The sequence below is a fragment of the [Phormidium] sp. LEGE 05292 genome (assembly GCF_015207735.1).
Taxonomy (GTDB): Bacteria; Cyanobacteriota; Cyanobacteriia; order Cyanobacteriales; family Aerosakkonemataceae; genus Floridanema.
On record NZ_JADEWG010000020.1, the window covers coordinates 25986 to 40475 of the forward strand.

Here is a 14490-nt window from a genome sequence, read left to right on the forward strand (position 1 = left end):
GTAGATGTCCGCTCCCGTGAAGGCATACACATTTCCTACGAATAATGTGCTAATAACCAACCATAAATCTCTTGTACCACTAAACGAGGTTTAAGAGAACGAATCAGAATTTTTCGACCCAAAAGGTGAGTCTTCAATTCGTCTAAAGTATTTTCCGCCTCCCACCGAGAATGGTATTCTTGAGCTAAGACTAAAGCTGGAAACAAAGAGATATCCATTAAATCAGTAATCAAACGGTAAATTTGCTCTCTGCCATTCTCTTGAATTACATACTCAATTACTCTGACTCTCATCCGGGTAGCCCCTTTTTTTTGAGATTCTCGGTCAGGTGCAATCCAACTAAGATATGAACCATCAGCCAGAACTTTCACCACTTCAAACTTTACCTGCGCTGGCACTCGGCCTAGAATATGACTACCACGAGCTAAAGTAGCTTTGACCATCTTAAAAGAATGCAATCCTCTATCCCACAGTAAAAGCATTCCTTCCCCCACCGCAGTGAGTAACCCTCTAACTCGTTTTCTTTCTCCCAGACGATAGGGGCTCAATAGTGCATGACAAATGGCATGAGTTCCTAATTCGACTAAGAACACCAGCCGGACTTTGGGAAAAGCCGCTTGTGTGCCAGGTTTAGTTCCGGGATAACCAAAAACTCTGGCATTAGCTGCGGTATCCGGGACATCAAAGACAGTACCATCAATGGCCATTAATCTAAGACCACCTAAAAATTGGACTTTGGACAAAAGAAAAGTTGTTTTGCGACTCCCGCATTTCTCACAAATTGTGCGATCGCTAATACCCGCATTTCTCACAAACTGATTCAAGAAGCTGATTTGGGGATGAAAAGTTGAACTTTTTCAAAAACCAAAGATAGGGGAACAGTCGAAAGAGAAAATTTTAATTGAAATTCAGCAAACCGTTACTAAATTGTCGGAAAAATCATAGCTTTCACAATTGTTTGATTAGCTCTTAACTTTAATTGGCTATTAGTTGCCATAGCTATCGCATATTCAACGTTTATATAAGCTCAAGATCGTAAGTACAAAAAGCTGGTTTTTCTCGTTCAATAATATCTCGAACTAATTGTTCATCTATTTGCTCTGGACTATCAGAACGTAACCGCACAATAAAGTGAAAAGGGCGTGTACCTCCCAACATAGAATCCTGACCTATAAAAGTTTTTCCCAAAACGAAACCTTGACTAAATATTTCTTCTATACTTATATGTTTTTCCGATTCTGGTAGGTCTTCATTTAAAGGTAAACCTGTATAAAGATGTAAGTAATAACGCAAACCTCTGCGCGTTCCATGCCAGCGATAAAGAGTTACGGCATTGCGAATTAAACGACGTTGCTGTTTAGAATCCCAACGTTGTTCCATAGGCCAAGCTACCCAATTTGCAAGAAAGGGAAGCATTGCTTCTGGTGCTGTCAAAGGGTCTAAGTATGCCCAGAGTACATCTATTGTTTGAACTGCGGGGTCAAATGCTTGCTCAAAAATAGCAATAAATCGCCCCATAAAGTCTATTTCACGATAAATTGTTGGCAGAAAATTTAGGTAAGAACTATTAGGGCGAACACAAAGATTGAAAACTCGATAACAAATTAATTGTTGTTGAGTTTCCTCTTCTCCATAAACATAAACTTGAGCTTCATAGTTAACTTGTAATCGTGCTTTCCTACCGAGCAAAGCAAATTGATTCTCAAAAAAGTCTTCTGGAACTTGAAAGGACAATTCTCGATCTATTTTTTGGCTAGGAGCAATTTCTTCTGCTTCTTCTTGATGCCAATTACACCAATTGTCGGGAAAGTCTCCCTCAATTACTAATTTCCACCTTAGTGGGTGAGAACCCAAGTTTTCCAATTGTACTAACATTTCACCTGGCTCTCCGGGATGTAATAGCAAGTTGTGGGCGATCGCTTCTTCTTTATCATTTCCCGCAAAGCTTGCTAATGCTGAGGTATCAACTGCCTCTGGGGGTTGCATGGAGGCGAGTTTTAAAGCTAAAGTTGGACGATAATTTGCTTGGGTCATTCGGCCATCTAGAATTTAATTGCCCACTATAAATATAATTCAATAACATGACCAGATTGCAGTCCATTGCCTTCATCTGCCCAAGAACAAATCAACCCTAAAGAACCTGGATTAACTATTGATTGTGGTTCATCTGTAACAAACCAATTTGTCCCATACTTACGGATTTCAAATAGTTCTACAGTTCCTAAATACCGGACACCAGGAATTTTTTGACATAAGGCAATAATATCTGAGGTATACAAGGGGCGGCCTAAATCCCAACCTTTGCTTTCTACGCCACCAATGAGAGGATTTAAAAAGCGATATAAGTTAACCAGCAATGTAGATCGCATTTCTTCTTGAGCACGAGGATTATTATATTTTGGATCTATGGTTACTTCCGTTCTGACACTTACTCCCACATATTCAGGTTCTTGTAATTTCACTTGTACTCCTAAAGGTTTGCGGTCTTGCATATATTTTAAGATTTCTGTTGATAATTGCGTATTGAGAGTAAAGTATTCATCAGGGTTCATTCCGCGCCGAAAAGAAAATGTGTCTGTATTAACTTTTGGTACTATTAGTAATGGTACAATTCCCGGTGTGGCAGTGGCTGGATCGGTAATACAGTGAGCGCGAGCTATTGTCCTAGATGCTGCTTTGGCTACGTTTTCAAAATCTTCGGGAGTGACAGCACATTCACGAGTTCGCAATATTTGTGGTACTCGAATAACGGCTTCATCTAATGACTCGGCATCAATTCCTTCCCTTGCTGGTTCATAATTGATGACGTTTTTAATGTAGGGAATTGCTTGTTTGACAACGGAGAGTTTTTCGGCTTGAACGTTACCGCGACTACCTCCTCCAGTGCGGTAAGCAACCATATAAATTTCTGATCCTGGAGGGGGAACTTTGCCATATTGTCGCTCTAATGCTTCACTGGCTAAAGATGATGGTTGTATGATCGCTAAATTTCGCACTTCTCTACTGTCTCGCCTCACTATTCTTCCCACTGGTTGAATTTGCGATCGCTGTTGGGTTTGTTGTTTAATTTGTGCTGGTTCTCGAATCAAAGGGCCAAATTGAATTACACCAGTTTGGGAATCAATTGTATAGTGTCGATCGTCAGGTGTAGAGTCAGCAAAATCGGCAACTTCTGTCCAAATTTCCAGTCCGCCATTAATTGGTTTAACTGCAATACATTCGCCTTCTTTACGTTCTAAAACTGGTTTTCCTTGCAGTTCAAATGCTTGTCCTGGTTTACCATCACTCACCCCTAAAAGTTCGTTTTCAATTCGCACGCATTCGCTAGCATTAACTGCTCCGCCGATCGATCGGACAGCTAAACCAACTATACTGGGAGAACTGCTATAACTTGGTTGTATTTCTCTCGGACGGGTGTAGACGCAACGTATCCAATGACCGCTATAACCTGTGCCAAAATCTGCGATCGGCCATTGTTGGGGTAAGTGTAGCACGACATCGGCTCCATCATTCAAGGAATTAGTTCCTTGTTGCGCTAATCTGTCAAAACTAAAACCTCTAGTTTTATCATCTTCTCTTTGGCGCAAAATTGTTGATTGCCAATTGCTACCATTCCAAGCTTCCCACTTTAGCGGGGGATCGTCTGGGTTAATTCCGGTAGTTCTAGCTGCTTCTCCTTTAAAGGTAATAGCTATGACATTTCCGATAATTGGACTTTCTAAATCTTCTTCAGTTAAAACCAAATAAAAACAATTATTAAAACTAGATTGCTCAAATAAAAGTGTTTCTTCTAGGTTCCACCATTGGTTGTTTGTAGGAGTGCGATCGCTTAAATTTTGCGGTGTATCTTCTTCAGTTACAGCTGTGAGAAAATGCCTAATTTTTGGATTGCCAATGATTAATTCGCGATCGGTACTAAATATCACCGCTTCTTGGGTTTCCGTCCGCACTGTAGCAACTTCCGTTGAATAAGGAATTACAATTGCTTGAGACTGAGCTTTGCTGAGGTAAAAGGTAAGTTCACACCAAGCTGGTGCTGGTGGTAAGAGGCGAATACCCAGCAATTCTAAAAAAGCGACATAATTTCGTCGAGGAACTTGATTGAATCTCAATAACATTTGGTCAGTTAACCAAGCAAACAATTCAATCAAAGTAATTCCCGGATCTCCTGGGTTATGATTCGTCCATTCTGGACAATAGCGAGGAATGCGAAGAATACATTCTTCTACTAGGTCATTAAAAGTTCGATCGTCCAGATTTGATTTAGGTAATTCTGGTAAAAAGTCAAAATTCACGGGCGTTTTCCCCTACAGGCGATAGATAAAAGGGATAAACTAAACTACGAGTATCAGGGCTATCTTTGGGTTGATATTCAATAATGATATCTACTTTACCTCTGATAGGGTCAGGATCGGCCCTTACTTCTTTTAATGTAATGCGGGGTTCCCACATTTCCAAAGCTTCTTCTACGTATAAACGAATTAATAGGAGAGTTTGAACGTTCATTGGTTCAAACACCAATTCTGAGAGGCGCGAACCAAAGTTTGGTCTGTAAACTCGCTCTCCTAAATCCGTTCGGAGGATAATGATTATCGATTCTTCAATATTGGGGGTGCTAGAACTAAGTTGAATACCACCCTGTACATTTATTTGTAACGGGAATGCCAATCCTGAACCGATGTAATCATTTTGTTGATAATAATATTCTTCGGGCATAATAGATATTTTTGCAGATTATATATTTTATCATTTAGTTAGGTGAAAAAGGAATGGGTTAAGTTTCTATTTTTGCGATCGCCTCTCCTGCTTCTGCTTCCCCATAAATAATCGACATAATCCCCGGTAAATATTCATCCATCATGGTAACATTGGCATAAACCAACCTTTTGATTAAACCAAAACTGAGTCGATCGCCTTCCACATCAATGCTAGTTTTATAGCGAATTTCCCCATCGCTGAAATCTAATTCAAAATTGCCAATAATCATCCCATAATTAGCTCTAGTAATAAATTCTGCTACAGCCAGTCGCTTATTTTCGGGAATATTTACGGGAAAAATAGAGTAAAATACCATTTGCTGTTGTTGTTCTCTGGCTCTAGCCAAACAAGTCCATTTACCATTATCACCTTGAAAAATCATTTGTAAAACAGGCAGTCCTTCAATTTGGTAAAAAGGCCATTCATCTTGTTGGAAAAAGTTAACCATTTCCCCAAAGATCTGTCCGTCGATAGTGGTGGATTGAGCGATTGTATCCACAGCAACATCAGCTACTTCTGCAAAAAAATTGACGATTCCCTCAAGTATTTCAGAAGTACCTGTCTGAGTCATTGCCGAGAGATTTGCTTGTGTCCATTCTTTGAAGAAATTGGCGATCGCATCCCCAACTTCTTCGCTATTAATTCCACCAGAAGCCAGAGCAGAAGGATTAATATAATTCCAAAAAGTAGTGTAACCAATTTCGCCTGATTCCTGTTGCTGTTTGACGGATAACCCCAACCAATTTTGTGTTGAAAGTAGGGGCTCGTCGGGTTTTTCAGTGCTTATATTGAGGAGATAGTTTGCAACTTCGTTAGGATTTGCGGCGTGTTCTACCAGGTGCGGTAGTAAGTCGGGTTTTAAACTAATTTCGATAAAGATGTCGGGTGAAGGTAGGAATTCGCTTTTTAAAGCGCCGCGCAATTCTGACTTAAGGTTGAATAAGGATTGAGTGTCGATGCGTTGGTAGAGTTCTGGGTTGACAGAGAGGGTGAGACGACATTCGATTAGTTGGTCTTCTTGTTTTGTTAGGGATAGATTTGTGGCGCGAACGGTTAGGGGGGAGTCGGTGCGATCGTGCAACGTTAAATCGCTGTCAGGTTGGTAATTTTCCGTCTTTGTCATCATGTATGGTTATTTTGTAATTAATTATTTTGCTTGATAATTCAACACATAATTCTAAATTTTCATCCCCTAACCTTTATTAATTCTTCATGGTTTTGTAAATTCTGAAGTGCTTTATTTGCTATTTCAATTATGTAAGTGCTTTCATCCTCCAAAGCTTGTTTCCAAACTTCAAGTAGTCTGGGACGATTTAGTGCCAAAAGCGAGTCAGCTGCAAAAATACGCACATAAACATCTTCATCTTCCAGAAGCAGAGTAATTAATGCCTCAACTTTTCTCCATTGCGTCTTTGACATTGTTAGCTTGCTTACTAATTTTTTTCTTGGAATTTTGCTGAATCATTTCTGCAACTTGTTCGGGATTGTATATTCTGATTTTACCTTCAGTTTCTAATTGTTGAAGCGCTGACACAGCAACTTTTAAAAGTTTAGAAATGATTAATCTAACTCTATTAAACGCGAAATATCTTTGTCATCAACACCTTGAGTAATTAAATCAAAACATCGTTCAATAACAACACGAATCTTCTCCCGCTCCCTTGATTCAAATCTCAGTACCACATTATTCCAATCTTCTCGAAGCAGTGTGAGACGGTAACAGCCTTGCGGATCTGATTCAGGATACCAGCCAAGATCTAGTATGTGTCCCTTCTGAGCCGTAACCCAATCTGTTCCATTGAACTGAAGACGTTCTATTGATAATAAATCCTCGTTATAAAATTCATCATTAATAACAGACCCATTACGAACAACTGGATCTTCGTCTCCAAAAGAATTATGAATAACAGCCCAACCACCAGGTATTTTGAGCGGAACTAATTTCGTGTACATAAATTACCCATTGCTAACGTGGATGAGAATGAACAGTTGGTGCGCCACTCTGTGCGCCAGTCAACTCAGCCCGAAGAGTGTAGGAATCTACTCCGTTGGTATAGCCGATTTTTTGACTGAATGTCTTAAATGCGTGATAGGTGCCACCACCCTTATCCGTAACTTCACCTGTAAGCAACGTTTCCCTCTCTAACTGCTTAACATCATCAGCTGTCATTGAGTATAGGAATTGACCAGCACCTCCATTTGCGCTGCTGTTACGGCGCTGATCTTCCGAATTACCTGTCCAATGTTTACCCCGAGAATATCGAGCTGGTGGGATATGAGTTGCTTTGTCTACAAGAGTTCTCCATTCTGCCTTTTTATCCTCTTCCTGTGTTGGAACTTTTGTTTCAAGTTGCTTTAATTTCGATTCGGCTTCTTTTACATCTTTTTCCAAGGAAGCCAAATCATCCCCTGAAGGATCATTCCCTAATAGACTTTCCAGCGTATCAAGTTTTTGTTTAATATCCTGTAATTCTGCTAACAATGACCATTTTTGGGAATTTTCATTTGGTACTTTATTTATCCGTTCTTCCAGCGTATAAGCACGAGCTTTCAGGAGAGGTATGGGATTATGTCCACCCTCTCCATCCGGTACCTCTGCCTTTGTTATTTCGTCATCTTTAGGATTAACTTCACCATGAATCCCCCAATATTTACCTTTTTCTACTGGCTCTAGTGACTTCAGCTTATAGGTGTTTTTTATAAGATCCAAGTTTGGCTTAATTGTCTTTTTATCGACTTTTTTGCTGCTAAATCCATCCAGGTAAGCCTGAGCTTCTGTCATGGCTTTGTCAAGGTCAGCTTGCTTCTCCTCCTTGGTGCGCTTATCAGATTTACCGTCGTCTTTATTACTTTTCCTATCCTTGCCAAGCCCAAGCTTATTGCCAATCTTCTTGGCAAACTTGACAGCTTGAGCAATCACCCAATCGATCGCCTTTTCAATCGGCTGTCTTACCCTCTTAATAATGTCTTGAATCTTGCCAGTAATACCGCCCAAGCCCAACAAACTCGCCATAAAGCCGATGACTACGGGTAGCGCTTTAGACATGGCATTCTCGATCGCCTTTGCCGCCCCACCAACTGCACCGTTGGCAATAGCCGTCACCGACTCAATCACGGCGTTCACTAACTCGATAATCTGACTTCCCCGTTCAATAAAGAACATGATGATGTCAATAATTGCCTTGCACGCCCTGACGAACGCACTAGCCGGATTCAATAAGCTAAGAATCCACATTATCCCCTGCTTAATCACCGTCTCGATGACGAAACTCTTGATGGTATCAATCACCATCGACTTCAGATCGCCAATCTTATCCTGTATAAACTGCCACAGACCGCCCACTCCTTCATTCTTCAAGATTACAAACATCTCGAAGTTCGATTCTAAAGCGCTGACAGACTCCTCTCCGTTCTTGCCGATCGCCTTCACTGCTCGCGGTCTGATAGCCTGATAAGTGGTTCCTAGTACCTGTGTCACCAGGCTAAAGATGCCCTTCATATCAAAACTATCCGGCATCTCCAGCCCCGTTGCAGCCAAAGTACCCGTCAGCCAGCCTACCATCCCCTTTTGGAGATGCTCCCCAATATTCGACTGAAAGTTCTGGAAGCCTTGCTTCAGACCGCTTACGAGATTGCCCAGAAAACCAATTGGGTCGAGGATAATCTTTTCAACTGCACCCGCTGCTTTTGCCAACACGCCCATCAGCAGGTTCTTCATTTCGAGGATGGTTTTGATTACCCCACCCATCGCGTCCATAGCTTTGTCCACTAGACCGCGATTGGCTGCCTTCATTTCATTAATCCGGCTATCCAGCGCTTGCAGATTCTCGTTGTACTTCTGCGCCAGCGAGTCAATTAACTCATTTTGCTTGTTATCGACGCTTTGCTCTAACTCATCAAACTTACCTTGAATATTCTGTGCTGCTTCTTGCCCGACTTGCCGTAGAGATGGGTCTAAAGAAGCAACGTATTTCTGGATTTCCTGCCTACCCTTGGCAATTTCGGCTTTAGCTGCATTCAGCTTGGTGGCAACATTGTTGGCAATCTTGTCGATCGTTTGGCCCATGTTGGCAAGGAACTGATTCTTGCCTTCCTGGTAGAAGGCGTTTACCTCACTAGGCATACCGAACAGTTTGTCCTTCACCCATTTGCCCTTGCCTATTACACCACTGTAGCGATCGTCTTTGTAACGCTTCATCCGCTGGTCAACGTAATTCTCAAACTGCGTCTTAGCAGCAGCAGCACCGGAGTCGAACTGTTGGTTAACTTCTCCATCCAGTTGACTGAGTGCCGTTTCAACTCTCTGTTTAGTATTGTTGTAAATTCCTTGAATATGGTTAGCAACTTGGGAGCGTTTTTGCTCGTCTTGTCCCTTAGTATCAACCTGAAGTCCAACGACCTGAGTTAAAAGTTGCTCTTTCTCGCCGTGCATTCCCTGCAATTGAGTTTGCGCCGTCGTCTGCGCTTGCGCTTGCGCTTGAGTAACTATCCCTTGCTCTTGCTGGCGATAAGCGTTTGGTGCTGTATTGGCGTGAGTCTGGGCTGTTTTCTTAGTTTCTAATGCTGTCTGGAATTGCGGTTCGTTGGATTTCGCCAGTTGTGGTTCGGTAATGTCGGCATCTGTCATCTGCTTATCGATCGATTTACTACCCTGTTGCAGGGAAACTTCAGATTCCGACTTGGGCTTAGGCGCAGCTTTATTAGCACCGATATTAGACGGTGCTTTACCTGCTTGTTTTGGTGGTAGCGGAGTAACGGGTTTAGGTGTTATACCGCTAGTATCTGGCTGTTCCTTAGTTTTCTCTTCGATGGGGTCAGCAGCTTGCTTCTTCTCCTCTCCTACTTGCGAGGACAAGTCACCCTTCACCGAGTCGAGTTTATTTTGGTCTTTGAATTTATCTGCTTCTTCGAGAGTTTGGGGAGTAGAGGCAGCAATTTTTTCCATCAGCGCCGCTTTGAAAGCACCAGCATTGAATTGTCCAGGTTGCTGCTGGTTCATTTCCTGAACCTGCTTGTCTTGGGCTTTGCTTTCTACCTCGTTGGCGGGAGATACGGCAGCTGCTTGCGCTTCGGCTGATTTTGTCCCTGCTGGGGGATGATTTTTTTCCTGAGTGGCGACACTCTTAGAGCTATTTACTACTGCCTGAAAGCCTGGGTCACTTTGAGCCGATTTGGGTGAATTTCCGCCACCCCCAGATGCACCACCAGATGATGCCCCAGCCGCACTACCCCCACCACCTCCATCGGGTGCGGCTGGCCCTCCTGCATCGCCGCCTGCTGCTGGCTTCTCAATGGTTTTAGTTTGGCTACCTCCCGGTGCTGACTCTGCTTTTGGTGAAGCTGCGGGAATTTGGGGTGCAGGCGTTGCCACTTTAACTGCTGCTGGCTGTGCTTGCGGGTTTTCCTTCCTCTGAATTTTTGGTTCCAAAGCTGTCAACTGGATAGTATCTGCTTTCGCTTGCAGCTTGTTTTCCTTCTTTTCTTGCTCTGTAACAGATTTAGTCCGAACTGCGCCACCCTGCTGTACGGTATGCGTCAACTCATGGGCTGTCAACTCATCTTTACCAGGTAATTTCCCCGCCCCGTAGTAAATGTCGCTACCATGAGCAAATGCTTGTGCCCCCAAATCCTTGTTCATTTGGACAGCACTGGAGTCGGTATGCACTCTTACTGAGCTAAAATCAGCACCAAAGCGTGGTTCCATGAACGATCGCACTTCTTCCGGTAACGGACTTCCCCCATCTTTGCTATTAGCGAGGTTGTTTTCTATGCTAGGGGAAGCTTGGCAAGTGTTATTTGCGGCTCTTTGTAGCCCCAGTTTCATCTGTAATTCTTCAGAATCTTCTGCTGTTTGACGCTGCACCAATCGAGAAATAGAATTACTTAGCAAAGAAGGCCGATCTTCCTCTTTTAATTCATCCGTTTGTCGCTGAATCGCTGAGTCTGGCATAGCCATCACTTTCGCCGCCATACTATCAGCTTCCTGTTCGTATTTATCCCCAGGTTTACCAACAGTAACTTTAGTTTGAATTGGCTTTAAGTTAATGTCTTCTTGTGGTGTTTCCGCTGAGGGAGAATTATTTGATTCTTCATATTCCTGGTGCAACGGATCACTCGTGTAGGGTCTGGCTTTTTGAGAGTTATAGCTTTGTCCCTCTGGTTGTAAATTCTTTAAATCTCTATACCATGTTTCTGCCTCGTTCTTACTGATAGCCGATATCTGTGTACCGTCGTTTTCGACTGTGAAAGTACCCCAATCAGCATTATTAAGTATGTGAGATCGCCACTGAGTTTGGTGACCAATAGTTGCTACGTCTTCACCTGGCTGTGCATCTCCGCTTCGGGGCAAATACTTTGTTTTCTTGTTAGCTCCGACTATACATTCATATTCCTTGCGGTTATTACGTTGTGGATTCAATTGGTGAGGAACATTCTGCCAATAGTTCTCCTCAAAATCATTTCCCCAAGGGAGGCGATCGTTTCCATTCCACAACTCTTGCCCATTGATATCTTGCTTATATGGTTGCTGTTTCAGGTTTCTTCTTGGCGGTTGTACTGCTAATTCGTTTAATTCTCTTGTGCGCTTTGTAGATCTCCGAGTTCTTGATAGAGGGTCAATCGTACCCGATGTGCTGTTTAAAGTACTTGTTCGGGTTGCTTTTCGGTTACTTCTTCGTTCAGGCGATCGCTGCACCAGTGGCGTGATAAAGTTAGCCAAAGGTGAAGTTTGGATTTCTTTTTTTTCGTCATCAGTTTGACGTTGAATTGCTTCTTCAACGGCTGAGTCTGGCATAGTCATCACTTTCGCCGCCATACTCTCAGCTTCCTGTTCGTATTTATCCCCAGGTTTACCAACAGTAAGTTTAGTTTGAATTGACTTTAACTCAATGTTTTCTTGTGGAATTTCAACATAGGAAGCATTATTTGATTCTTCTTCTTTTAACTGAACATCTTGGTTTTCATCTTTCTCTTGTGCAACTGAAGCAGTGTTATCTAATTCTTCTTTTAACTGAACATCTTGATTTTCATCTTTCTCTTCTTCGACTGAAGTAGCGTTATTTGATTGTTCGTTTAATTGAAAGTTTCCTTGTTTTTCTTCCTCCTGACGCTGAATATTTTCTTGCTGCATATTTGCCCCTGATGAAGGAGCAAATATTGGCATATTCAGCAAATTAAAACTAGCACGGGCAATGTTTGGTTGTGGTGGCGAGTCTGCTGTAATAGTTCCAGCACTAGCAACAGTTTGATATCTCTCATCAGTAAAAGGTCGTTCCTGAAATTGGGGTGATGCTGCCATTTGGGATGGCGCAGATGAGTTTTTCTGAACTTGTAGTCTGTCGCTCATTGCCTAATTCCTCTGGCGCTTTCCCTAGTATTAAGAAGACTTTTTACCCGCCAATCAGTACAGTAGAACAACCCATCACAATTTTATTTGGAGGGCCAAGTGCTTCCACAATAGTATCTCCCATTCGACAAGCAGGAAGCCCGTTAATTAACACCGTAATGCTACCATCTATGACAACACCTGGGCCGTGTGGTGGTAAAGGCAAAGGTGTAGCACAATTATGAATGTCTGCCCCACCAGCAGTACTAGTAATCGTACTGCTCATACTGGCTGCCGCTGTAGTCTTTGTGGTTTCTTCAGTGGCTTTTACTGCTGGCAGTCCAGGTGTACCTGCGGCTGCGGCTGTAGCTGCTTCTGCTGTGGTAATAGCTGCGTCACTGACTTTTTTTGCTGGTTGGATGACTGCTGCTCCCGCTGCTGGTATGCCTCGCCAAGCTGGTAAACCGCCTATTAGTACGGTAGGACTACCTGGTCCTCCAGTCAAGACGGGCGGTAGAGGATGGGCGACACGATCGGTAATTCTAGCGGCGGGTTTACCCATAAGAAATATTCCTGAGTTTTAGTTAAGTTTAATTATGCTACCTCTAACATTAATAATACCATTAGCCGTGATATCAATATTAGTTTGAGCTTCTATTCTTATACTGCCAGTAGAATTCATTGTAATACTACCATCACTGTCATTCAATCGTAATCTATGACCTCCTGATGTCTCAATTTCTACAAATCTTTCGCTATCATTAATACGTAATTTGTGACCGCCTTTTGTTTCAATATAAGCTCCTGCTTTACTACTACCTTTATCTTCTTCCACAAACTGCATTTTATGTCCGGTGCGGGTTTGAAATGTTCGCAATCGCACCTTGCCATCTTGAACGTTATCTTCTACCGAATTTGGTGGTGCGTCTTTGCCATTCCAAACTGCACCAATGACATAAGGGCGATGAATATCGCCATGTTCAAATGCTACTAATACTTCATCATTTATTTCTGGTAAACAATCAAATCCTCGCTGATTTCCAGTGCCAATTGCTACTACTCTCGCCCAATTACTAGCGTGTTCTTCTGTGAGTGTAGGAAACTTAACTTTAACTCGCCCCCAACCTTTTGGGTCTTTATTATCAGTGACAATTCCTACTAATAAAGTTTGCCCTGGCTGCAAGTGAGATTGGGGAGAGAGTGCGGTTAAAAGATTGCCCCCCCGCAAACCGCGCACGCAGAATTCTGTGGTGTAAACTCTTTCTTGGTAAGAGTGACGAGTTTCAGTGACGTAGTATTCGCCACTGTGCTGTCCCATATCTTCTAATTGAACTACACGCCCTGGTCTAATTTGAGTATTTCCTTCTGCTTTAGCATCAGCGTAGATAAATTGTCCTCCTAATTCATCACATAAAGCTTGTGCCATAGTATCAGCTTCTTCAGCATTAAAGAGGGGTTGATCTACTAAAATCATTTTGGGTGTGGGCGGTTGTCCTTTAAATTTATTGCTGGTATCGCTGCCTTTGCCGTTTTGAGTTTTAGTAATTATCTGTTCTTGGTTTTTGGTGGATACAACTGCTCTTTTTTGACTGTAATCCCAGGCTCGAACTTCAACGGATTTAACTTGTTCGGAACTGCTGACTCGAATTCGGAAACTATGCAGATCTGTCAACCATTTTAAAGTGATTTTATCTGCGTCCGCTTTTGGTTTACGAAAGTTTAATTGATTATCTTTTACGAATAGTTCAAAACCTATTCTAGCGGCTCGTTGCCGCAGGAATTCCATGTTGGTTTGGTTTTCTTGAAAAACGTAGTCATGGGCGACACCACTAGCATCAATTGCCCCTGGCTTTATGCCTACTTCTTGAATGATTTTTTTCACGATGTCGCTATCTGTCATGTTTTGAAAAGAACGATTATAGTGCCCTCGATGTAGGCGGTGACTAACATCATAACCTTTGATTATTACTGGAGCTTGAGATTTTTCACTAAAAAAGGTTTCAATTCCTGTGATTTCGGCTTCTATAATATTATTATCGTTTTCTTTGTTATAGTCTTTGGATTCGGTGGTACTGGAAGTAAAACCAATTTTAACGGGTTTGCCAATTTGTAATATATCTTGGTAGCGCCATTTTTGATCTTGGGTTCTACCTGGAAAGTAATCATTTTGAACTGCCAAAATGAACATTGCTGGCTGATGTATACTTTCTTCTACATATATTTCCAGGATATCTTCCATCAAGCTAAGAGAGGCTTTTTTACCATCTATTTCTAATTCCGGTAGGGCGCGATAATGAACTCCAGTCATAAGAGTACCTCGTGGGATCTTGGAAACTTAGCACTTCTCTATTTAGTTAATTAGGGTAATAAAAGTTGGGAATTGTTTATCTTTGAAGATTTGCGATCGC

At 42.2% G+C, this 14490-nt stretch carries 10 protein-coding genes and 1 pseudogene; all 11 read right to left on the reverse strand.

Annotated features, from left to right (window positions below; translation table 11 throughout):
- Positions 1–38: 38 nt before the first annotated feature.
- A pseudogene (locus tag IQ264_RS08295) lies at positions 39–728 on the reverse strand (IS4 family transposase); the annotation flags it as partial.
- Positions 729–1017: 289 nt separating this feature from the next.
- Entirely contained in the window at positions 1018–2034 is a 1017-nt protein-coding gene (locus IQ264_RS08300) for a phage tail protein (protein ID WP_193980289.1), read from the reverse strand.
- A 26-nt stretch (positions 2035–2060) separates the two neighbouring features.
- A complete protein-coding gene (locus tag IQ264_RS08305) occupies positions 2061–4295 on the reverse strand; it encodes a putative baseplate assembly protein (RefSeq protein WP_193980290.1) in 2235 nt (744 codons plus the stop codon).
- Positions 4285–4716, reverse strand: a complete 432-nt coding sequence (locus tag IQ264_RS08310) for a GPW/gp25 family protein (protein WP_193980291.1) — start codon at positions 4714–4716, stop codon at positions 4285–4287. The genes IQ264_RS08305 and IQ264_RS08310 overlap by 11 nt, the downstream gene beginning before the upstream one ends.
- A 58-nt stretch (positions 4717–4774) precedes the next feature.
- Positions 4775–5884, reverse strand: coding sequence for a YbjN domain-containing protein (locus IQ264_RS08315; RefSeq protein ID WP_193980292.1), 1110 nt, complete (start codon positions 5882–5884; stop codon positions 4775–4777).
- Positions 5885–5943: 59 nt separating this feature from the next.
- Positions 5944–6177, reverse strand: coding sequence for a HEAT repeat domain-containing protein (locus IQ264_RS08320; protein WP_193980293.1), 234 nt, complete (start codon positions 6175–6177; stop codon positions 5944–5946).
- Positions 6149–6292, reverse strand: a complete 144-nt coding sequence (locus IQ264_RS08325) for a hypothetical protein (RefSeq protein WP_193980294.1) — start codon at positions 6290–6292, stop codon at positions 6149–6151. Before IQ264_RS08325 ends, IQ264_RS08320 begins: the two co-directional genes overlap by 29 nt.
- Before the next feature lie 26 nt (positions 6293–6318).
- Positions 6319–6711: a hypothetical protein gene (locus IQ264_RS08330; protein ID WP_193980295.1), complete on the reverse strand. Its 393-nt coding sequence runs from the start codon at positions 6709–6711 to the stop codon at positions 6319–6321.
- Between the two features lie 13 nt (positions 6712–6724).
- Positions 6725–12103 (reverse strand): eCIS core domain-containing protein, encoded by a 5379-nt coding sequence (locus tag IQ264_RS08335; RefSeq protein ID WP_228061371.1) that lies wholly within the window; start codon positions 12101–12103, stop codon positions 6725–6727.
- A gap of 43 nt (positions 12104–12146) precedes the next feature.
- Positions 12147–12644 carry a PAAR domain-containing protein gene (locus IQ264_RS08340; protein WP_193980296.1) on the reverse strand — a complete coding sequence of 166 codons (498 nt, stop codon included), beginning with the start codon at positions 12642–12644 and terminating at the stop codon, positions 12147–12149.
- A gap of 18 nt (positions 12645–12662) precedes the next feature.
- A complete protein-coding gene (locus IQ264_RS08345; RefSeq protein WP_193980297.1) occupies positions 12663–14390 on the reverse strand; it encodes a VgrG-related protein in 1728 nt (575 codons plus the stop codon).
- Positions 14391–14490: the final 100 nt, after the last annotated feature.